The organism is Wolbachia endosymbiont (group A) of Crataerina pallida (assembly GCF_964028475.1).
GTDB classification, from domain to species: Bacteria; Pseudomonadota; Alphaproteobacteria; order Rickettsiales; family Anaplasmataceae; genus Wolbachia; species Wolbachia pipientis.
This window is the reverse complement of sequence record NZ_OZ034785.1, coordinates 18,976-39,130: the sequence shown is the minus strand read 5'-3', so window position 1 is coordinate 39,130 and position 20,155 is coordinate 18,976. Positions and strand designations below refer to the sequence as shown.

20 protein-coding genes, 2 other RNA genes and 1 pseudogene are annotated in these 20,155 nt (G+C 33.8%); 10 read left to right on the top strand and 13 right to left on the bottom strand.

Going from position 1 to position 20,155, the window contains the following annotated elements:
* Positions 1 to 41: 41 nt before the first annotated feature.
* The 7 genes from dnaN to ffs all read right to left on the bottom strand — a co-directional run bounded on the left by dnaN (position 42) and on the right by ffs (position 6,384).
* Complete coding sequence (gene dnaN, locus ABWU55_RS00180; RefSeq protein ID WP_038199350.1) at positions 42 to 1,199, bottom strand: DNA polymerase III subunit beta; 1,158 nt, start codon at positions 1,197 to 1,199, stop codon at positions 42 to 44.
* Between the two features lie 123 nt (positions 1,200 to 1,322).
* On the bottom strand, positions 1,323 to 1,820 hold the full coding sequence (locus ABWU55_RS00175; protein WP_006279310.1) for an invasion associated locus B family protein: 498 nt from the start codon (positions 1,818 to 1,820) through the stop codon (positions 1,323 to 1,325).
* Complete coding sequence (locus ABWU55_RS00170; RefSeq protein ID WP_010963019.1) at positions 1,813 to 2,706, bottom strand: RNA polymerase factor sigma-32; 894 nt, start codon at positions 2,704 to 2,706, stop codon at positions 1,813 to 1,815. Before ABWU55_RS00170 ends, ABWU55_RS00175 begins: the two co-directional genes overlap by 8 nt.
* A 318-nt stretch (positions 2,707 to 3,024) precedes the next feature.
* Positions 3,025 to 3,738, bottom strand: a complete 714-nt coding sequence (locus ABWU55_RS00165; protein WP_138264894.1) for a P44/Msp2 family outer membrane protein — start codon at positions 3,736 to 3,738, stop codon at positions 3,025 to 3,027.
* 597 nt (positions 3,739 to 4,335) lie between these two features.
* Complete coding sequence (locus ABWU55_RS00160; RefSeq protein ID WP_010963017.1) at positions 4,336 to 4,668, bottom strand: YbaB/EbfC family nucleoid-associated protein; 333 nt, start codon at positions 4,666 to 4,668, stop codon at positions 4,336 to 4,338.
* Between the two features lie 3 nt (positions 4,669 to 4,671).
* A complete protein-coding gene (gene dnaX, locus ABWU55_RS00155; protein ID WP_353286329.1) occupies positions 4,672 to 6,273 on the bottom strand; it encodes a DNA polymerase III subunit gamma/tau in 1,602 nt (533 codons plus the stop codon).
* 21 nt (positions 6,274 to 6,294) lie between these two features.
* Positions 6,295 to 6,384, bottom strand: an RNA gene (gene ffs, locus ABWU55_RS00150) — signal recognition particle sRNA small type.
* A gap of 236 nt (positions 6,385 to 6,620) precedes the next feature.
* On the opposite strand from ffs, the pseudogene ABWU55_RS07810 reads away from it, so the two are divergent.
* Both ABWU55_RS07810 and ABWU55_RS00140 read left to right on the top strand, forming a co-directional pair.
* Positions 6,621 to 6,737 (top strand): annotated as a pseudogene (locus tag ABWU55_RS07810) (WPE palindromic element domain-containing protein); the annotation flags it as partial.
* 107 nt (positions 6,738 to 6,844) lie between these two features.
* Positions 6,845 to 7,498: a glutathione S-transferase family protein gene (locus ABWU55_RS00140; protein WP_010081992.1), complete on the top strand. Its 654-nt coding sequence runs from the start codon at positions 6,845 to 6,847 to the stop codon at positions 7,496 to 7,498.
* Between the two features lies 1 nt (position 7,499).
* Here the strand turns inward: ABWU55_RS00140 and ABWU55_RS00135 are convergent, their stop codons facing one another.
* Entirely contained in the window at positions 7,500 to 8,147 is a 648-nt protein-coding gene (locus ABWU55_RS00135) for an O-methyltransferase (RefSeq protein WP_010081993.1), read from the bottom strand.
* Positions 8,148 to 8,397: 250 nt separating this feature from the next.
* Between ABWU55_RS00135 and ABWU55_RS00130 the strand changes: the two genes are divergently transcribed.
* Complete coding sequence (locus ABWU55_RS00130; protein ID WP_006279425.1) at positions 8,398 to 8,676, top strand: DUF2671 domain-containing protein; 279 nt, start codon at positions 8,398 to 8,400, stop codon at positions 8,674 to 8,676.
* Between the two features lie 29 nt (positions 8,677 to 8,705).
* Here ABWU55_RS00130 and ABWU55_RS00125 read toward each other — a convergent pair whose 3' ends face one another.
* The 3 genes from ABWU55_RS00125 to ssrS form a co-directional block, all read right to left on the bottom strand.
* On the bottom strand, positions 8,706 to 9,410 hold the full coding sequence (locus ABWU55_RS00125; protein WP_038199341.1) for a DsbA family protein: 705 nt from the start codon (positions 9,408 to 9,410) through the stop codon (positions 8,706 to 8,708).
* Positions 9,411 to 9,464: 54 nt separating this feature from the next.
* Entirely contained in the window at positions 9,465 to 9,926 is a 462-nt protein-coding gene (locus tag ABWU55_RS00120; RefSeq protein ID WP_010963012.1) for a type II toxin-antitoxin system RatA family toxin, read from the bottom strand.
* 19 nt (positions 9,927 to 9,945) lie between these two features.
* Positions 9,946 to 10,106, bottom strand: a non-coding RNA gene (gene ssrS, locus ABWU55_RS00115) — 6S RNA.
* Positions 10,107 to 10,222: 116 nt separating this feature from the next.
* Here ssrS and ABWU55_RS00110 point away from each other — a divergent pair.
* Both ABWU55_RS00110 and ABWU55_RS00105 read left to right on the top strand, forming a co-directional pair.
* The gene (locus ABWU55_RS00110) at positions 10,223 to 10,807 is read left to right on the top strand and encodes an ABC transporter substrate-binding protein (RefSeq protein ID WP_317050406.1); all 585 of its coding nucleotides are present in this window, start codon (positions 10,223 to 10,225) and stop codon (positions 10,805 to 10,807) included.
* Positions 10,804 to 12,093 carry a bifunctional folylpolyglutamate synthase/dihydrofolate synthase gene (locus tag ABWU55_RS00105; RefSeq protein ID WP_022626401.1) on the top strand — a complete coding sequence of 430 codons (1,290 nt, stop codon included), beginning with the start codon at positions 10,804 to 10,806 and terminating at the stop codon, positions 12,091 to 12,093. Before ABWU55_RS00110 ends, ABWU55_RS00105 begins: the two co-directional genes overlap by 4 nt.
* A gap of 80 nt (positions 12,094 to 12,173) precedes the next feature.
* Here ABWU55_RS00105 and ABWU55_RS00100 read toward each other — a convergent pair.
* Both ABWU55_RS00100 and ABWU55_RS00095 read right to left on the bottom strand, forming a co-directional pair.
* A protein-coding gene (locus ABWU55_RS00100) for an IS630 family transposase (RefSeq protein ID WP_156518142.1) occupies positions 12,174 to 13,033 on the bottom strand; the annotation gives its coding sequence in 2 pieces (ribosomal slippage) (positions 12,174 to 12,709 and positions 12,709 to 13,033; 861 coding nt in all).
* Positions 13,034 to 13,067: 34 nt separating this feature from the next.
* A complete protein-coding gene (locus ABWU55_RS00095; protein WP_410530060.1) occupies positions 13,068 to 13,976 on the bottom strand; it encodes a J domain-containing protein in 909 nt (302 codons plus the stop codon).
* Between the two features lie 624 nt (positions 13,977 to 14,600).
* On the opposite strand from ABWU55_RS00095, the gene recA reads away from it, so the two are divergent.
* The 5 genes from recA to ABWU55_RS00070 all read left to right on the top strand — a co-directional run bounded on the left by recA (position 14,601) and on the right by ABWU55_RS00070 (position 20,149).
* The gene (recA, locus tag ABWU55_RS00090) at positions 14,601 to 15,668 is read left to right on the top strand and encodes a recombinase RecA (RefSeq protein ID WP_353286327.1); all 1,068 of its coding nucleotides are present in this window, start codon (positions 14,601 to 14,603) and stop codon (positions 15,666 to 15,668) included.
* A 187-nt stretch (positions 15,669 to 15,855) separates the two neighbouring features.
* Positions 15,856 to 16,548, top strand: a complete 693-nt coding sequence (locus ABWU55_RS00085; protein ID WP_007548750.1) for a phosphatidylserine decarboxylase — start codon at positions 15,856 to 15,858, stop codon at positions 16,546 to 16,548.
* The gene (locus tag ABWU55_RS00080) at positions 16,545 to 17,315 is read left to right on the top strand and encodes a CDP-alcohol phosphatidyltransferase family protein (RefSeq protein WP_015589351.1); all 771 of its coding nucleotides are present in this window, start codon (positions 16,545 to 16,547) and stop codon (positions 17,313 to 17,315) included. Before ABWU55_RS00085 ends, ABWU55_RS00080 begins: the two co-directional genes overlap by 4 nt.
* Positions 17,316 to 17,337: 22 nt before the next feature.
* The gene (locus ABWU55_RS00075; RefSeq protein ID WP_038199325.1) at positions 17,338 to 18,681 is read left to right on the top strand and encodes an alanine/glycine:cation symporter family protein; all 1,344 of its coding nucleotides are present in this window, start codon (positions 17,338 to 17,340) and stop codon (positions 18,679 to 18,681) included.
* Position 18,682: 1 nt separating this feature from the next.
* Positions 18,683 to 20,149 (top strand): alanine/glycine:cation symporter family protein, encoded by a 1,467-nt coding sequence (locus ABWU55_RS00070; protein ID WP_155969383.1) that lies wholly within the window; start codon positions 18,683 to 18,685, stop codon positions 20,147 to 20,149.
* The last annotated feature ends 6 nt before the right edge of the window (positions 20,150 to 20,155 follow it).

Below are 20,155 nucleotides of genomic sequence, written 5' to 3'. Positions count from 1 at the left end.
GGTATCTCCAGATTCCGCTAACAAGCAGCGAGATGACGAGTTTAAGTTCTCATTGGCATTACTACATATAATGCACTTGAATCGTCTTCATCAGTGATAATTGTAGCACTATTACCATCGGCTAAGCTAAACTTACATTTATTTTTTATGCAGGATAGAACATCAAGTAAATAACGCGAGTTGAACCCTATTTCTATAGGGGCTTCATTGTAGTCCACTTCTATGGATTCAGTTGCATCACTGCACTCTTGGGAGTTTGAATGCAGAGTTAGCAGCTTTTCTTGTAGTGAGAATTTAATAGATTTTACTTTATCAGATACAACAACGGAAACTCGATCTATAACGTCTGAAAGTTTTTTACTTTCAATAATCATATGCTTATCTTGAGATGCTGGAATAACTGCTTTATAATTTGGAAAAGTTCCATCTATTAATTTTGATATTAGAATATATTCACCGCATGTAAACTTGATTTTTCTGTCTGAGAGTTTTACTTTAATTTCATTACAATCGTCCAATATTTTTAACAGCTCCATAACAGTTTTACGTGGAATGATCACACCAAATTCGCCATTGATGTTCCCAGGCTTTGGCCTCTTTATACATGATAAACGATGGCCATCAGTTGCAACGCAGTACAGAAATTGCTCATCTGTATGTAGATATATTCCATTTAAATTATACCTTGTATCATCTAGTGATACAGCAAATTTTGTTTTAGTTAATAAGTCTATCAGGTCTGTATTTAGTAGAGTAAAATCATGTTTATAATTGTCTTCTTCAAGAGCAGGAAAGCTGCTTGAAACTACATTCGGTAAAGAAAAGTTTGCATTTCCGCAAGACATCAATAATTTTCCTTGGTTGTTTACTTCAAAATTGACATCCAAATCAGCGGGTAACTTCTTCACTATGTCATGTAAAGTATGCGCTGAAATTTTTACTTCTCCTTCTGTTAATACGGTTGCAGCAAGTGAGGCAAACATTGAAATGTCAAGATCAGTTGCCATTAATTTTATGCTGCCGTGTTGTGCTTTGATATTTATACACGCCAAAACATCTATTGCATTACGCCTTTCAACCACTCCACTTACTCTGGATAATGTATTTAAAAGACTTGTGCGGCTCACGCTAAAACGCATCTGCTCGCACACAGAATTTTGCTTTTTGATTTCTGTATCTACACCTGCAACCTCTGACATTGCTAACTCTCAAAAATATATTTTAAATGATATCCACATCCCATATAAAGTAAAGTGCTATTTATATTTCCATTGAAAGAGTAGTCTAGTTTATACTATAGCTGGGTATTCTGTTACAATAATTTACTTTGTATGGCATAAATCATGCATTTTTTGATACGCTTTTTGAAAACCAAGTAGGGAATAAGTATCATCAATGGTCACTGTTTTTGTTTTTCCATTAACTACCATTGATAATCCCTGCTTCATTTTTAGAATGAGATCTTGATCTATTTTTGTATGCTCCGCCCACGCAAAACTTCCCTGTATTATGGGCAGTGTATATTTAATTTTTTTGTCGATATTGAGAGCTACAGGCTCCTTATCATACTGAAAACCAGAGGTAACGCTTACCTCATCTGCTTTTTTATCAACATAACTAACCATTACATACGGCTTGCGATTGGTTGTATAATATTCGCTTTTTTTTTTAGGATAGGATACAATATAACATACTTTCTCTCCATCTTCCAATGCAGTATACACGAGCCAATCTTTATATTTTTCCTTCAATTGTACATCACTAACCGATGCAAAAGCGCCTATCGAAAAAAATATTAGAAATATAAAAAAACTACGCATGCAAACCAAATTTCAAACTTTCAGATTGTATATATTGTTTTACCTTAGCCATCGCCTGCTCAGCCAACTGCCTTATTCTTTCTCTTGAAACACAATATTTTTTACTAAGTTCATCCAGAGTTTGAATGTTTTCAGACAAATATCTACTGATAAAAATGTCTCTTGCCCTTTCGTTGAGACTCGCTAGTGCATTGTTTAAAATTGTTTCTTTTAATTCTTTTTCTTCATGATTCTGATAGGTTACTTCTTGACTGACCAAGTTACATGGGATCATATCTTGCAACTCCCTTTTAGAGTCATCACCTATTTTTATGCAATCGTTTAGCGACTGATCCTTACAAGCCATACGGTAATTCATCTGCAGAACGTCTCCTTCGGATACAGAAAGCTCATTAGATATTGCTTTTATTTCTTCATTATTTAAAGTTTCCCTGTTTGTATACTGTAAAATTCTTTTTTTTATTTTACGTAAACTAAAAAACAATCTTCTTTGTGCTTGCGTTGTGCCTATTTTCACAAACGACCAAGATTTCAATATAAAGTCTTTTATTGAAGCTTCAATCCACCACACTGCATAAGTTGAAAAACGAAACCCTAAATCAGGATTAAACTTTTTCACTGCGTGCATTAAACCCATATTTCCTTCCATAACCAGGTCCATCAACAATAGCCCATAATTTTTGAATTTCATTGCAATTTTCACTACCAAATTCAAATGGCTGGTAATCAATTTATGAGCAGAAGAAACATCCTTATATTGGTTCCAATTTTTTGCTAATCGTACCTCTTCCTCTTGAGACAGCATAGGAAATTTTTGCACCCTAGCAATATATTGCATGAGATTGGTTCTGCTATCGACACATAAGTTTGCCATTGAGGTCAACATAACAACTTAAATCAAAACTTCATGCATATAATATATTGATTTTCCAGCAAAAATTCAAGCTTTGATTTGAAAAAAGTACAAATTTTCCATCTAATTTCTTGGAGACAGTAGGCCGCAGTGTTAGCTAATTGGATAACATTATGTAACCTTAGATGATATTCTACCAGTACAATGGTAAACGTTATAGCTTAAACACATAGCAAATAGTGTTATTCCAGTGCCTTGACACTGGAATCCACATTTCTTTTTTCTAGATCCCAGTGTCATGCCACTTAGATGGCAAGAAAAAACTCACTGGGATAACAAGACTGAGATAGACTAGAAATTAAACGCTACTCCAGCTTCTGCACCAACAGTGCTGTAAAGAACTTTGTATGCGCCTGCATCAGTAACCTGTCTGGTTGAATCTTTAGGATCTGTTTTTTTTCCATCAAAATTAGCACCATAAGAACCGAAATAACGAGCTCCAGCATAAAGTTTGACTTCTGGAGTTACATCATAACTAACACCAGCTTTTACTTGACCAGCAAAACCAAATTTACTTTTTTGATCATTCACAGCGGGTTCCAAAGGAGTGCTAATATACGCTGCACCAACACCAACACCAATGTATGGAGTGATAGGCATATCTTCAATTGCTATATCGTAATACACGTTCACTAATCCTGAAATTGCTGTTACACTGTCTGCAATAGTATTTGCTGGGTCAAATGTTACATCTTTAACATCATTTTTGTTTAGGTATGAATAAACTCCTTCAACATCAACCCTGATGTCGTCCATTTTGTAACCAAATGCACCACCACCAGCTATAAAAGATGGTTTTAATGGACTGTAATCACTCTTGTCTTTCTTATAGGTAATACCATCAACTTTTGTGAAAAGAGGTAAAAATTCACCGTTGTATTGCAAACGAACGTAGTAGCTAGTTTCTTCATCACTTATTGGACCAACAGGATCTGAAAAAGCAGAGTTTGATAAACTTAGCAACGTTGCTAAAGCGGCTGCTGAAAAAAACTTTTTATAATGCATAATTGTCCTCGTAAAAAAATTAAAATTCCACTTTAGCAGTCTAAGTAACAACTAAAGTTAAGTCAAGTGCTAACTTAATAACACAAAATATTCTACATTTTAACTAATTTTTAGGAGAAGACAAAGATTTTATTAATGAATAAATACGACTTTTTTACTCTTGATTTTTTGGTATAGCTAACACAGGTAAGATTTACTATCGAAAGACCTCGTCATTCCGCTGCTTGTTAGCGGATGAGAAATCCACAACTGTACGAACATTGCAATTTGGGCCTACCAGGAGGGCAATGCCTCTTATCCAAGTACCATCTTCTTGTCATCCCAGTCTGGGATCCAGGAATTTTATTAAGTTGGTAAGCATAAAAGTAGCCGTTTTATGTTAAAACACAATGTTCTTGATGAGATTACGGCAAGGCTGGATTCCAGACTGGAATGACATCGTTTACTATGTGCCATATTGCAATGTTTGTACAGTTGTGGAATGAATCACGGTATGACGTAGGGCTATGCTAGTATAGGTACATTATATGAAGAAGTACTAGCGTTGGGAATATTAGAAAAAAAATACTTACACTAAAAGAAACTTCAGTAGTAAATTCAAAAAGGAAGTTTAAACCCAGATGGTAAACCCATCATACCTGCAAGATCAGAAGTTGCATTCGCCATATCTTCTTCTGCTTTTTTAACGGCATCATTAAACGCTGCTGTTACTAAATCCTCTACTATATCTTTTTCCTCATTTCTCATAAGTTCTAAGTCTATGTTCACCTTTTTAGCTTTATAGCTACCTATTTTTATGACTTCCACTAATACAGAAACTTTGCCACCACCAGAAATACCTTGAAACTCTTTTCCAACATATTTTTCTTGAGCTTCTGCAAGCTTTTTTTGCATCTCTTGCGCTTGTTTCATTATTTGACTAAAATCCACAACTTACTCCTTATTTTCTATATTAACTACTTTTGCACCTTTAAACGTGTCAAGGATATCCTTAACTGCAGGTGCATAATTTAAATTACTCACTTCCCTGTTTATATAACCTGTATCAACTGCAACAACCCACTCTTGCTGAGTCACCTGGTTTAAGTAATTTTTTAAATCATTGCAAAAATTACTATCCAACTTAGATACAGCTTTTAATTTTAAATATCCAGGTTTACAATCTATTAATTGTAGATTATTACACAGTTGTTTGTAAAGATAAATTTGGTTACTTCGCCTTAATAGTTGCAAAATCTTATCAAAATCGTAATTTTGTTGTTTATTTTCCACATGGATCCCAGTGTCACGCACTGGGATGACAGAGTGGGGTTGTTGTTTACTTTCCACATATTTTTTTGGATCCGAGTAGTCAGCTACTTGGATGACAGAGGGGGAAGGTGCAACAGGTCTGCCCTGTCCATTTCCTTGCTCTACATTCTGCGAAAGAACTTTTTTGATCACCTGTTCCGGAGAAGGCAGATCAGAAAGATAACAGAGGCTAATTAACATCATTTCAGCAGCAACATCGTTGCATGTTGAAGTTTTTATATCTTGAATACCTTTAAGCAACATCTTCCACAATCTCGAAAAAAATATTAAAGATCTCTTTATACTTAAATCTTTTATCCTATTCTTTTCATGCTCTGTAACTGCATTATCAATCTCTTTTGTAATCAAAAAACGGCATACTAACTGAATTGTTTGCAATAGACCTTCAAAAATACTAAGTGGGTTTGCTGTTTTTACCGCCTTGTCAAACACTGATAGAGCTTTCTGTAAATCACCTTCTAATATTGCCCCTAATAGATCGAATATAATATCTTTATCCACTAGGCCAAGTATGTCTGTCACATTTTTAGTGGATATTGCACCATCTTTGCTATATAGCACTGCTTGATTCATCAAAAACAAGGCGTTACGCATTGAATTTCCAGAGTGTCGTGCAATTAATTCTAATGCTCCCTTTTCAATGGAATAACTCTCTTTTTGTGCAACATCATTTAAACGTTCCACTATTTTAGCTACAGGAATGTTGTGTAAATCAAATCTTTGACAACGTGCAATAATAGTTATTGGTATCTTTTTTATTTCCGTAGTTGCTAAAATGAACTTTACACTAGATGGTGGCTCTTCTAGGGTTTTAAGTAATGCGTTAAATGCACTGCTAGATAGCATGTGTACTTCATCTATAATGTAGACTTTGAATTTAGAGCTTATAGGTGAATAGCAAATATCTCCCAGGATTACTTTAATATCGTCAATGCTAGTGTGACTTGCTGCATCGATTTCAATTACATCTGGATGGCTTGAATTTTTTATTGCTAGACAATTTTCACATGATCCGCAAGGTTCAAAAATTGGCCCCAGGGAACAATTCAAACATAAAGCTATTATCCTTGCAGTGGTGGTTTTACCAACTCCACTACTACCAGAGAGCAGTATAGATTGTGGGATTTTGTTTAAAATAAAAGCATTTTCTAATACACGCACTAATATATCTTGACCTACTAGATCTTTGAAGCTACTAGGACGATGTTTTAATGCTATATTCATAGCCTCGGATAAAACAAATAATGAAATAGGTATGCAACCCAAAAAGGTTCTGATATGGCTGCTTCATTTCTGATCTGACCAAATTACAGAGTTTTTGCCTGCATACCTTATAAAATATTATACTTTTTTTTTTATTTAGCAAGGTATATCCTATATTAGCTCTATAATTTGATATGTTAAATTTTTTACAGTGCTATTTTGAAGTAAACAAAAAGTTAGTTGTCATGCAAGTCACTACAAGATTGTCACTCCAATGTTTATTTATGTCATTTCAGCGCTTATTTATGTCATCCCAGTGCCTAGGCATACAGCTGTATGAATGTTGTGATATAAGAGCAATTTTTACCGAAAAGGATGTCATCCCAGTGCTTGACTACTTGGATCCAGAAAACTTAACTGTAAATGAGCGCACTAGGCAATTGTATAACAAGAACTGGATTCCAGTGTCAGCTACTTGCATGACACTACCTGCTACGCAAACTTCTGTGGACTACAAAGAAAGTTCGTACAGTTGTAGGTCAAGCCATAGAGTAACAAAAAAAGGATATTGGTATAACAAAAGAGGAACATTATGATTTTATATCATTTTCCTCTTTGTCCATTTTCACGAAAAGTTAGAGCTTTTCTAAAAGAAAAAAAATTAGGCTGTGATCTAGTGTATGAAAATCCGTGGGAAAAGCGGAATGAATTTATGGAGATCAATCCAACCGGGCAAGTACCAGTGTTAATAGATAATAACTTTGTAATAGCGGATAGTAATGCCATTTGTGAATATATAGAAGAGACTTACAATAGCGACGTCAAATTACTTGGTTCATCCACTATTATTAAGTCTAAAATACGCGCTCTAATCAATTGGTTCGATAACAAATTTTACAATGAAGTTACTAAGTATATTATGAATGAAAAAGTAATTACTAACCGCAGCCCTGACTCTAGATTTCTTCATGCAGCTCAGCATAACCTGCCTTGCCATATGGAATACACCGAACACTTAATTAACAAGAACGTTTGGCTTGCAACTGATAAGTTCACTTTAGCTGATATTACTTTAGCATCGCATATTTCCGTAATGGATTATGTAAGTAGTTTTCCATGGGAAAAAAGTAAAATTTTAAAAGAATGGTACTCCATTGTTAAATCAAAGCCTTGTTTTCGTGAGATATTATTAGAGAGGATTTCTGGTTTAATCCCTCCTAAACATTATGCTGACCTTGATTTTTAACTTATGTTAGCTTTAAAGCTACAGTCATTCCTTCATCAGTTGGAATCAATATAGAGAAATATTTTTTTTCATCTGATAATCTATTATTAAACTCCCTCATGGCATGCCATGATTTTTCTGATACTTCTTTTGGAGGCGATTCTAAAAATACTGTGTTAAACAGTAGAGTGTTATCTGCAACGATTAGCCCATCTTGTTTAATGTATGACTCTGCCCAATCTAAATACTTAGGATAACTACTTTTGTCAGCATCAATAAATATCATGTCAAATGGTGCTTTTGCTGATAATTCATTAATTTTTTCCAGTGCATCGCCTTCTATTAGAGTAATTTTATCACTTAGATTAAAAGCACTAAAATTTTTTTTTGCTATTCTTGAGTGTTGAGGATTATTTTCTATTGTATATATATGACCGTCTTTTAGTAGAGCTTTTGCCATGCAAATCGACGAGTAACCGTATAACGTGCCAATCTCAACAATACTTTTGATTTTTTGGATTTTTATAAATAAACTTAATAGCTTTCCTTCTTCAGGGCCAATTTGAATATGTTGCTTTTTTTCAAGAATACAATATTCTTCTATTTTTTTATATTCTTTTGCAAATAGATTTCTTATGTATGACAATTTTATACTAAAATTATTACGCATATATTATAAATTAGGGAGACTTAATTCATACACAATTTATAAATATAATAATATAGTTTAAAATAATAAAAACATTTATTTTAAGTTATTATTTCATAGTATAAAATTTTAAGTGACAAAAATTATTATATATCGTACTATAGTTAACTAGTATAATAAACAGTCGATTATTATGCTAGAATTAAAGGGATTGTTTATGCGCATTTCTCTTTTTAAAATATAATTTTTATAATCAATTAGAGGGGGTTATATGTCTTATACTATTGCTGGTGAAGTTGAAACGTTAAACAAAAAATCTAACAAGAATGAAGGGGTTATGTTACTACATAATCCAGCTTATCGTGAAAAGTATAAAGAACGTTTTGATGAAGCTCAGAGAAAAGTTATGGATATGGTTCAGTTTTATGATGGGACAATAGTATTAATAGAGAATAAAATCGCTATGTATTACTACACTTGGCACAGTAAAAAAAGAGAGTTTGAGCGTAAAAAACAACAAACAGTAGTGAAAAACAATGACTCAGCATAGAGTCTTTTATATGGTAAGCTACAGTGGTATTACTTCACTATAGCTTTTCCATATAATTTATCTATCACATTAGTGAAATATTTCAGCTCTTTATACCCTCCATGTTTAACTTTATTATGCTCTATATATGATTTATCATCGTTAAGCTTGATGAAAAATATTGGAGTGGCTGTGATACCAAGTTTATTAATTGCCAGTGATTTATCATTTACGATTTTATCCATTATTTTCTTATCATTAATGCATTGGTTAAATGCATCTTGCTTTAAGTTGCTTAGTGCAGCAATTCTTTGTAGTAAAGTCAAATCACTTAAATTGTAGTAATTCCACGAATCTATTGAGTTAAAAACAGCTTTGTTAAAATTAAAGTAGTCTTCTTGTTTTTCGTAGCAATGACTTAGCATTGCAGCCTTTAGCCCTCTGTAATCCAAAGGAAAATGACGAAATATATATAACATCTTACCTGTGTCTATATATTTCTCTTTAATTTTAGGAAAAACATTCCTATGAAAAAGAGAGCAGTGATAACAAGTTAATGAAGCATATTCTATCATTAGAATTGGTGCTTTTGGATCTCCTAATAATTTATCATTAGGTAATGGCGATAATAGCTCATTTGATGTTATTTCATTGGGTTTTTTTTGAATGTATTGGTTATCGGATAAATCTTGCTTAACAACTGCATAAGAATTAACACTTATGAAAATTAATAAAAACAATAGTCTAAAAATCATTACAATATAAACACTTAACTTACTAAAAAAAATTATACATTTATATTAATAATGTCAAGATAACTTTTGTTTAGCAAGGCTTTCAGCCCTATCTTTAAATGCAGCAATTATTTTACTTTGTGTATACTTATATACTGAGTTTAATAAAGTGGAAAATGAGTTGGACTTAAACTTAAACTCTATATAAAACTTTACCATAGTTTTATTTTCATCTATGGGAATGAATTGCCATTCATTGTATAGATGTTTAAATATTCCATTTGATGATACAGCTTTTATCCAACCTTCATTTGTTCCACTTGGAGAAAGAGAAGTAACTTCTGATGTATATCTACCTTTAATTCCATGAAAAGCTGCGAGGAGATCCACAACCATTTGGTTGTTAATTTTTTCTTTTATATAAACGGCTTTGCACCAAGGAACAAAATCAGGATACCTTTCAACATCAATTACAATTTGGAATACTTCATTAGGCAAACATAGGAAAACACCCTGTTCTTTGTATTGATGAAGCATAAATGTTAAACCAATCAAAATAGGATCCGTATCTACCGTCAGCCTTAGTAGATTCCTGAGACTAAAGTTAAGGTGGGCATCGCGTATCAATTTCAACGAAATTAACAGAGGCAATTCCCTTGACTAGAAATTATCGCTCGGGAAATTTAACTTAACTCATAACGCATAGAACAGACCCTTAATTAATTGTAGATGATTTATACAAGGTGTGTCTATAGATATATTAAAGCTAGCGATTATTATTTAATCTTTATTAAACTTTGCATTCTAAGTATCATAGCTAATAAATATATCTTATGAACATTACTAAAGTTTTAACTATCATTGTTTTTATTGTAATTTCTTCAAGTGCTTACACTAATTGTACAGATCACAAAATTTTTGTGCATACTATGAAGCAACAAGTGGATGGTATATCTACAAAGGAGAATAAAAAAAACCGGGAATGTGTGCAAAAAAAGCTTCAGGAGGTCATTCAAAACAATGTTAACCTCAAAGGAATATCGCAATTCGTCATAGGAAAACATTGGGCTTTAGTTAAACAAAAAGAAGATTTTTTAAGAGAGTATGAAGTGTATCTTACGCGTTTGTGCGTTAAAATTTTATATAAATACATGCATGATAGTGAAATGATCATAATGAGTACAAAAGCAGTTGACGATGAAACTTGCTTAATTGGTACAAGATTTTCTTACGGTGATGAAGAATTTACAAATATTGATTTTAAAGTTACTAAAAATAACAGTTCTTTCTTGATAAGTGATGTTGTAATGAGTGGAATAAGTATTGCTATTAATCAACGTTATCAATTTAGTGAAAAAATCGACACGCATGGCATAGCAAGCGTTATAGCTGAATTAAAATGCAATAACAATCCATGATATATATGCCTCATTGGCCTAAGCCACTTGGTAGCAGGCCGAATGATTTTTCTCTTGATCGCATAAAAGGCTTTCTTAGCAAACTAGATAACCCCGAGAAAAAAGTGCCTCCCGTAATTCATATAGCTGGAACTAATGGGAAAGGCTCAACACTAGCATTTATAAGATATATAATGCAAGCAGCAGGGTATAAGGTACACGCATACACTTCTCCACATTTAGTGAGTTTTAATGAGAGGATAGTGATAGCCGGCAGCTATATCGACGATAATGAATTATATAGCTTATTAGAAGAATGTCGTGCAGTAATTGCAGAACAACCTATCACTCTGTTTGAAGCTGCAACTATTGCAGCTTTTTTAGCTTTTTCTCGTCATAAAGCCGATATAACTTTAGTTGAAGTGGGTATGGGTGGAAGGCTTGATGCAACAAATGTTATAGATAATCCGATTTTAACAATAATTACTTCCATTGCACTTGATCATACGGAATATCTTGGCCCTACTGTAGAAATTATAGCAGGTGAAAAGGCTGGAATAATGAAACCTAATGTTCCTTGCGTAATAGCACCGCAAGAAAAATCTATAGTGAACACGCTAGAACACCACGCAATAAATAAGAAATCTCCCTTGTATAGAGGAGGTCTTGAATGGAATTGCAAAAAAAAGAACAACAAAATGGTTTTTCAATCAGCTATTCAATCAATAGAATTTCCTTTGCCATCTTTAAAGGGTGATCATCAGGTGATTAATGCAGGCAATGCTATTGCAGCATGTAGTATTTTAAGTGGAAAGTATGAATTTGATATTGGAGAAGAGGATATCACTTCAGGTTTACAGTGCACTTATTGGCCTGCACGGCTAGAGTCTATAAAAGAAGGTAATTTAATTTTCCTACTACCGAAAGATTGGCAATTATTTTTAGATGGTGCACACAATAATGATGGTGCTAGAGTACTATCTCAGTGGGTAAAAGATAATTTTGCTGAAGGTATTTATATGGTTTTTGGTGTTACTAGTAACAGAAATGTGGAAGAGTTCTTAGAGCACTTAAAGCCATATATCAAGCTACTATGTGCGGTTTGTGTTAAGTCTGAACCTAAAGCAACAAATACAAATTTGATTAGGGAAAAAGCCAATAACATAGGAATAAAAGCAGTTGAATGTGAATCAATTGGCGATGCAATATCAAATCACATATTAAAAGCCTCTACCCAAAACGTCAAAACCATACTAATCTGTGGCTCATTGTTCCTAGCTAGAGACTTCGCTATGGAGAATAGCTAACTTTGATGATATTAACTGACCGATGGGGAAATAACTTTGATTGCTCATAGTATAGCATTTCTCATAATAGTCCGAATAGGTCATAGGAAGGCAGAATCAACAGCACGACGAAAGGATTCGAATAGAGGAATGTTTTTCCTGGCTCTGTTTTTTATAGCAAACCAATGATGCTCAATTTTGTTAAAATCTGGAGAATAAGGCGGCAGATACAAAATTTCTGCACCGACTCCTTTAGCGAGCTTGATAAGCTTATCAGACTTATGAAAAGTAGCATTATCAAGAATGACAGTTTGTCCAGGTTCTAAGATCGGTGCCAAAAATTGCTCAAACCATCCATTAAAAATATCCATATTACAGTGGCCTTCAAATGTTAATGGAGCAACTATCTTTCTTCTACTTAAGGCTGCAACCATGCTGATTCGTTGAGTTTTTTTTCCAGATTTTAGGGCATAAAATCGCTGTCCTTTCTGGCAATACCCATATGGATAGTCCTCCGTGTTATCAATCCCAGACTCATCTATATACACTAAGTTTTCTGGTTCTTTTGTTGCTATAATTTTTAAGAATTCAGCACGTTTTTCTTCGTTCCTTTCCTTGTATCCATATGTCTTTTTTTGCGCGTAAATCCAATTTTTCTGAGAGCTCGGTGGATCGTTTGGATACTAACGTTGCCCCAAAGTTTAGCCATTTCCGACAGAGTTTTTCTACCGTGTTTTTTAGCAAATTCGATAAACTTATTCCAGTCGATAATTTTCTGATTGTAACCTCCATTACCGAGTTTTTTTGACTGAAAGTCGCCTGTTTCTTTTTTTCTTTGCTGCCACTCCCACAAAGTAGTTCGTCCAATTTTAAATCTTGCTGCCACTGCTTCTCTGCTTTCCCCTTCGTCTAGTGCTTCCATTGCTTTTTTTCTTAAATCATAACTATATGCTGCCGGCATCCAACCTCCTTATCGCCATCTATCCTTAATCTTATCATATCCGGACTTCTGTGGAAAGAGCTATACTGCTTGGCTTTTCGTTATCGACTTCTATAAACTGATCATCACCTTTAAATTGCTCCTCAATTGAATTTATAGCTGTCTTTTTGAGAATATAATTACTTGCAGCATTTAAAATAGGTGAAGTAACAATTAAAAGCGTGAATGGTAATGAAAGTAATAAGCCGGATAACATCATAGAGTTAGTTATACCAAAGCCGTTGGCAACTAAATCTAATCCCATACCGAAAAACATTAAAGATGTACAGATTGTGTTGCTCAAAATAACTGAATTTTTTAGCCACTTTAATTTAGTCCTATCACTCTTTGAAAAATTTTCGCATTCTTGGTCAAAGTTAAACAATAATAAAATATTAGTCTGATGATTAAACTCTTTCCCATTTCTAGTATAAATGCTCTTAACAGCTAGATTTAAAATAGATCCTGCTAACAAGGGAGCAAGAAAACCTACTGCTATTGGTACATTAGAAGAAATACCATTAATTATTAAAAATGCAATTGATGTGAAGGATACTAAAAGAACTCCTAAGAGATTTGAATAAGAAGAATATTTTACATAAGCAGTTACATTATTGTTAATTGACTGCTGCTTATTATAGAGTTTATTTCTGCACTTATCATCTAAGTATTTTTGCAATTCTTCATAACTGCGACTCCACAACTTACCGCGTAATTCTTTTATTAAATTATTTCTTTTATTGAGACCTTTCTCCAATGGCTCTATTATAAATTCTTCAAAAAATGGCTTATTTAATGCAATAACCTTAAATTTCTCCTCCGCTTCTTTATTGTTTGGGTTTTTATCTGAGTGATATTTTAACGATAATTTACGGTATTGTTGACTAAGCTTTTTCTTAATATTCTTAATGTCAGAATTTACCACATCCTCCTTTTGAATATTAAATGTTAAAAACAACTGCTTTAAAGCGTGGTACTCATTTTCATTCAAAACATTTCTAGCCACATTACACCTACAAATTAACTAACTATTAATGTTCTATAATATACATATTTCCAAACTATGTCAATTATTTCATAAATATCTTTGGTAAAAATTATTTCTGTTATGACTAGCATGATAAGTGTATGAAGCGACTAAAATTGTCATTACAGCGCTTAGTGTACGACAGTGCTCCAACATTTAGGGTTGCAGTTTTCATGGCAGATCTGAGTAGCTGACCCATCTAAGAGGTGTCATTCAAGTAGCTGACACTGGAATGGCTTTGTTGCATCGCACCTTATACGGTAGTAATTTACAATAAATTCATGTAGCCATTTCGAATTTAGTCATTTCAGTGTTGGCTACTTGGATGACACCACCTGCTATGCTGCAAATTGCAACGTTCGTACACTAAAGTATAGTGTGTTACTAACGAAGGCAAACAAATATCTGCTTTATGAAAACGTTAATATTTTTCATTGAAATAATACATAAATACTAGAAAAACCTTGGCAGGTTATTCGCGTTTGATTATCATAGAGAATTATATAAATTAATAAATGATCTATGGCAAGTAACCCAGAAGAAAGAAATAGTGATAAACAAAAAGCGCTAGATAACGCAATAAGCCAGATTGAAAAAGCATTTGGTAAAGGTGCAATAATGAAGTTGAAGCAAAACCCTGTAGAAAAAATAGACACAATATCCACAGGATCAATTGCGCTTGATTCGGCTCTAGGTGTTGGAGGTCTGCCAAAAGGGCGTATAATTGAAATATTTGGCCCCGAGAGTTCTGGTAAAACCACTCTTGTCTTGCACGTGATTGCTGAAGCACAAAAAAAAGGAGGATCATGCGCATTTATCGATGCAGAACATGCATTGGATGTCTTATATGCTCGTAAACTTGGGGTAAGCACTGATGATTTAGTGATTTCACAACCAGACACTGGAGAGCAGGCGTTGCATATTGTTGAGTATTTAGTGTGTTCTGGTGCAGTTGATGTGATAGTTATTGACTCTGTCGCAGCATTAACTCCAAGAGCTGAAATTGAAGGTGATATGGGTGATCAACATATGGGGCTGCAAGCAAGGCTTCTAAGTCATGGGCTACGGAAACTAACCTCTGCCGTTTCAAAAGCGAACTGTATATTGATATTTATTAATCAAATTCGTATGAAAATAGGAGTAGTGTATGGAAATCCTGAAACTACCACGGGTGGAAATGCATTAAAATTCTATACTTCTGTAAGGCTTGATATAAGAAAAGTTGGTGTAATAAAAGACAAAGAAAATATTACAGGTAATGAAACAAGAGTTAAAGTTGTAAAAAATAAAGTTGCTCCTCCATTTAGAGAAGCGAAATTTGATATAATGTACAATGAAGGTATATCAAAACTCGGAGAAATAATAGATATGGGAGCAAAGCTTGGTGTGCTTGAAAAAGCAGGCGCTTACTATTCATATAACAACACACGTCTTGGGCAAGGAAGAGAGAATGTAAAAACTTACCTAAAAACAAACAAAGAAGTCGCAAATGAAATAGAAACGAAAATCAGAGATTTACTCAGAAATCATGATAATTCTATCATAATAGACGAGGATAGTGAGCAACTTTTAGAAGAATCAGTTTTCTGATCTAAACTTAGGCATTAGATTTTGTGTTGGACGGGTTGTTACAGTATGACGGTAATTCTATGTGCTAATATAACAATCTGTAATGTTACCTTGTATCAAAAAGACTTTGCTGAAGCAGTTAAAAAAAGCTTTTCATGAGAAATTATAAATGATAAATTGTTAACAATAGGTTATTGTTAATAAGATTATGTGTTTTGGTTTACCTAATATAAACAGGGAAGGTTATTCATTTATAGTAGTTTCCTTTATAGTAACGTGTATAGCATTCTCTATATCTTGGGGGTTTGGCGTTACGTGCTTGTTTCCGACATTATTGTGTACTTATTTCTTTCGTGATCCAGCAAGAGCTGTGCCAAACAATAAGAATCTTATATTAAGTCCTGCTGATGGTGTGATTTCAAAAATTGAAGAAGTTAATTATCCTTTATCAGCAGAAAACGGAGAGGAGAAGAAGTTTACGCTTGTTAGCATATTTTTAAGTGTTTTGAACGTCCATGTGAACCGTATACCAATATCTGGTACGATAAAGGAAATGAGTTATAAAAAAGGCAAGTTTGTATCCGCAATGAGCAATAGGTCTAGTAATGAAAATGAAAAGCAGGTTATTGTAATTGAATACGAAAAGGGGAAAGAAATTATTGTGGAGCAAATAGCTGGATTAATTGCACGTCGTATCGTTTGTAATTTAGGAATATCCCAGAACGTAAAAGCAGGTGAAAGGTTTGGAATTATAAGGTTTGGCAGTAGAGTGAATATCTATGTTCCTGCTGATACAGAAGTCAGAGTTTCAGAAGGGCAAACTGTTATTGGTGGTGAAACAATTATAGCAAACTTAAATAAGGAAAACGTTCAAGAGAAGCTTACTTTTGACGTTATATGAATAACGATGGAAGTAACAGTAGATTCTTACCTATTACTAAATTATTCCCAAACTTTATAACTTTATTGGGTTTATGTTCTGGTCTCACTTCACTTAAATTTACATTTAATGAACAATGGGAATTCTCAGTAATTTTTATCATCATTGCAGCAATAATAGATGGAATGGATGGCAGAATAGCTAGAATTCTAAAATCAACTAGCGATTTTGGAGCCCAGCTTGATTCTTTTGCAGATTTTCTAAATTTTGGTGCAGCGCCTGCATTTCTTTTGTATTTTTGGAAGCTAAACGAAATCAAAGTCATAGGTTGGATTTTAGTAATGATATACGTAATCTGCATATCAATAAGACTTGCAAGATTTAATGTTTCGCTACACTCAGAACAACCATACTGGGAAAAATTTTTCTTTTCTGGTGTTCCAGCTCCAGTGTGTGCTTTACTTTCTTTGTTACCAATAATTATTACCTTTCAATCTCATGAGAGTGAATACTTACTTCTCATAGAGCGATTTTTTAACACAAGAAACGTAGCTTGTTACTTTCTGGCCATTTCATTTTTTTCGATAAGTCACATTCCAACTTTCTCTGCAAAATATATTTATATTCCCAAAAGTCTATCCTATATATTTGTGTCATTTTTTGGAGTACTTATTGTATTTTTCATCAGTAAGCCCTGGATGACTCTACCAATTTTAGGTATAGTGTATACACTTACTATTCCAATAAGCATCGGGTTTTACATATATTTTACATATAAAACTCGTTAGCTAACAAAAAATAGAAAACTGCATGATTTTGAAGATAAGTGAACTATTAAATTCATTTCTGTATATAAAGATATTCAACATTCCATTTATAATTATTTGGGTAATTGCAACTGGAATCTTTTGTACTGCCCAGTTCAAATTCATTAACTTTAGGTTACTTAAATATGGAATACAGACGCTATTCAATCTAAAGTGTAATAACAGCAACAATGGCATAATCACTCATATTCAAGCGTTTGCAACAGTAATTTCAGGAACAGTTGGTCTTGGAACAATATCAGGAGTTGCAATAGCTATCACAATAGGGGGCCCAAGTGCAGTTTTTTGGATGGTAATTACCGGAATACTTGGTATGTCGATAAAGTTTGCCGAGGTGGTGCTTGCATTTACTTATCGCTCTGAAAATACAACTGGCGGGGCTTTTTATTACATGAAGTACGGGCTTGCAAAAATTGGATTTGCAAAAACTGGTAGATTTCTTGCCTTCACTTATGCGATTATGCTACTTATTGCAATGATTTTGGGCGGTATACCATTTCAAGCAAATCAAATAGCAGCACTATCAAATAACCTCCTAGAATACAACGCATCCATTATTATATCCCTGCTTGTCTTTATTGTAATATTGGGAGGAATAAAGCGCATTGCTTTCGTTTCAACGAGCTTAGCACCAATTATGATAGTGCTATATGTGGGTATGTGTATATATTTAATTTATGTAAACGGAAGTAATTTGCTGAATGCTCTATCCATAATATTCCAAGATATCTTCAATAAATCAGCTATAGGAAGCGGAGTATTGAGCGGATTAATAGCCGGAGTGAGAAGATCAGTGTTTGCTAACGAAGCAGGTACCGGAACAGCAGCTATAGCACATTCAGCTGTAAAAGAAGAAGATCCAATTAAAGTTGGGTGCGTTGCAATGATTGCACCACTTATAGACACAATATTAATCTCATTTTTGACTGGTATTGTGATAATTATCACTGGTATGCATAGCACTGATAACGTGGGTGATATTACACTAATTAGTTCGATATTTTCAACAGCTTTGCCCTTGTTCAGCAAGTTAGTTTTTCCGCTAATGATGTTTTCCTTTGCATTTTCCACAATAATAGCTTATTGTTACTACTGTGAAGTTGCTTTGCTGTATTTATTTGGTAGTAAAAAAATACTGATACCGTTCCAAATTCTTATAGTGGTTTCAGTGTATATCAGCTGTATGTCAAAGAATATAGAATTTATATCTTATCTAGGTGACAGTTTGTTTATGTGCCTTATGATTCCAAATGCTGTTGCAATATATCTACTAAGAAGGGAAGTTTTGAATACAATAGATTCTTATTACAATTCTAAAGGGTATTAACATGATTTATAGATTGCTTTGTATGGTGTTATTTTGCCTATTGTTTAATGATGTGTACGCTGCTTCAGGTTTTTACGAAAGTTATGACGCTGTGTTGAATGGAATAAATAACTTCATGAATGAAGTACTGTTTTTCAAGATCCTTTACGTGCCATTTATAATCCTTCTACTAGTTTTTGGTTATGTGTTTCTAACATTACGTTTTGGATTTCTCAACATAAGAATGTTTAAGCATGCGTTTGCTATTTTATGTGGAAAATATGACACGAATCACCATGATGGTCATATTACGCATTTTCAGGCATTTATGACTGCACTTTCAAGCACAGTAGGCCTTGGAACTGTTGCTGGAGTCGCAATTGCAGTTTCAATGGGTGGACCAGGAGCGGTGCCTTGGATGATGATTACAGGTTTTTTTGGTATGTCAGCAAAATTTGCTGAGGTAACGTTGGCGTTTAGACATAGAACAGAAGATCAGGACCAATTGTTTAGTGGTCCCTTTCAGTATATAAGGAATGGTCTGGAGGAATTTGGATTTAAAAAACTTGGTATTGTGCTGGCTGCCATGTATGCAGTATTCTTTGTATTATCAGGTCTTGGTGGAAGTGTAGCGTTTCAAACCAACCAAATGGTTTCAATATTATCTGGCTATTCAAGTTGGGTAGATGGTCACTCTTGGTTTCTTTCTTCCATAATTTCTGCGCTGCTTGCTCTAGTGATTATTGGCGGAATTAAAAGGATAGCTAGAGTATCTTCTGCACTAGTGCCTATTATGTCACTTATATATATCTTTAGTTGTATTATTATTATTGCATTTAATATTCATAACCTTGGTTATACGTTGAAAATATTATTTTCCACTATGATAGATTTCAATGCTGTTGGCGGAGGGATGGTAGGAGCATTTGTTGCTGGAATTCAAAGGGCAATCTTTGCCAGCGAAGCAGGTGTTGGTTCTGCTTCAATTACTCATGCAACAACTAAAGATGAAGAACCAGTAAGAACTGGACTAGTCGCTATGATAGAACCATGCTTTGACACAATGTTAATTTGCTGTTTAACAGGAATAACAATAGTAATAACAGGTGCATACCAAACAGGTGTTGGTGAGGGAATATTAATTACTCACAAAGCATTTGAGACAGTTTCTCCATGGTTTCCTATCCTTCTAACAGTAGCTGCTCCTTTGTTTGCATTTTCTTCAGTAATTTCGTTTGTATATTGTTGTGAAATGGGGTGGCTATATTTATTCGGTGCAAAAAGTATAGTGATATACCGCATAGCGGTAATAATTGTGGCGTTTTTCTCTGGTCTTTCTAAAGATATAATGGCTATTGCCAATATCGGTGGAACTTTATTCTCTTGTTTAGCTCTCATCAACATGACAGCGCTTATACTGTTTAGTAATCAGATTAACGATGAAGTTCAGTGCTACCTAAAAAGGCTGAGGAATAATAAAATTAATTAGGTTCTT

What these genes read in the sequence shown, in the direction of transcription:
- dnaN (WP_038199350.1), bottom strand. Translation starts at nt 1,199, where the DNA reads ATGTCAGAGGTTGCAGGTGTAGATACAGAAATCAAAAAGCAAAATTCT.
- ABWU55_RS00175 (WP_006279310.1), bottom strand. Translation starts at nt 1,820, where the DNA reads ATGCGTAGTTTTTTTATATTTCTAATATTTTTTTCGATAGGCGCTTTT.
- ABWU55_RS00170 (WP_010963019.1), bottom strand. Translation starts at nt 2,706, where the DNA reads ATGTTGACCTCAATGGCAAACTTATGTGTCGATAGCAGAACCAATCTC.
- ABWU55_RS00165 (WP_138264894.1), bottom strand. Translation starts at nt 3,738, where the DNA reads ATGCATTATAAAAAGTTTTTTTCAGCAGCCGCTTTAGCAACGTTGCTA.
- dnaX (WP_353286329.1), bottom strand. Translation starts at nt 6,273, where the DNA reads ATGAATATAGCATTAAAACATCGTCCTAGTAGCTTCAAAGATCTAGTA.
- ABWU55_RS00140 (WP_010081992.1), top strand. Translation starts at nt 6,845, where the DNA reads ATGATTTTATATCATTTTCCTCTTTGTCCATTTTCACGAAAAGTTAGA.
- ABWU55_RS00135 (WP_010081993.1), bottom strand. Translation starts at nt 8,147, where the DNA reads ATGCGTAATAATTTTAGTATAAAATTGTCATACATAAGAAATCTATTT.
- ABWU55_RS00130 (WP_006279425.1), top strand. Translation starts at nt 8,398, where the DNA reads ATGTCTTATACTATTGCTGGTGAAGTTGAAACGTTAAACAAAAAATCT.
- ABWU55_RS00125 (WP_038199341.1), bottom strand. Translation starts at nt 9,410, where the DNA reads ATGATTTTTAGACTATTGTTTTTATTAATTTTCATAAGTGTTAATTCT.
- ABWU55_RS00120 (WP_010963012.1), bottom strand. Translation starts at nt 9,926, where the DNA reads ATGCTTCATCAATACAAAGAACAGGGTGTTTTCCTATGTTTGCCTAAT.
- ABWU55_RS00110 (WP_317050406.1), top strand. Translation starts at nt 10,223, where the DNA reads ATGAACATTACTAAAGTTTTAACTATCATTGTTTTTATTGTAATTTCT.
- ABWU55_RS00105 (WP_022626401.1), top strand. Translation starts at nt 10,804, where the DNA reads ATGATATATATGCCTCATTGGCCTAAGCCACTTGGTAGCAGGCCGAAT.
- recA (WP_353286327.1), top strand. Translation starts at nt 14,601, where the DNA reads ATGGCAAGTAACCCAGAAGAAAGAAATAGTGATAAACAAAAAGCGCTA.
- ABWU55_RS00085 (WP_007548750.1), top strand. Translation starts at nt 15,856, where the DNA reads ATGTGTTTTGGTTTACCTAATATAAACAGGGAAGGTTATTCATTTATA.
- ABWU55_RS00080 (WP_015589351.1), top strand. Translation starts at nt 16,545, where the DNA reads ATGAATAACGATGGAAGTAACAGTAGATTCTTACCTATTACTAAATTA.
- ABWU55_RS00075 (WP_038199325.1), top strand. Translation starts at nt 17,338, where the DNA reads ATGATTTTGAAGATAAGTGAACTATTAAATTCATTTCTGTATATAAAG.
- ABWU55_RS00070 (WP_155969383.1), top strand. Translation starts at nt 18,683, where the DNA reads ATGATTTATAGATTGCTTTGTATGGTGTTATTTTGCCTATTGTTTAAT.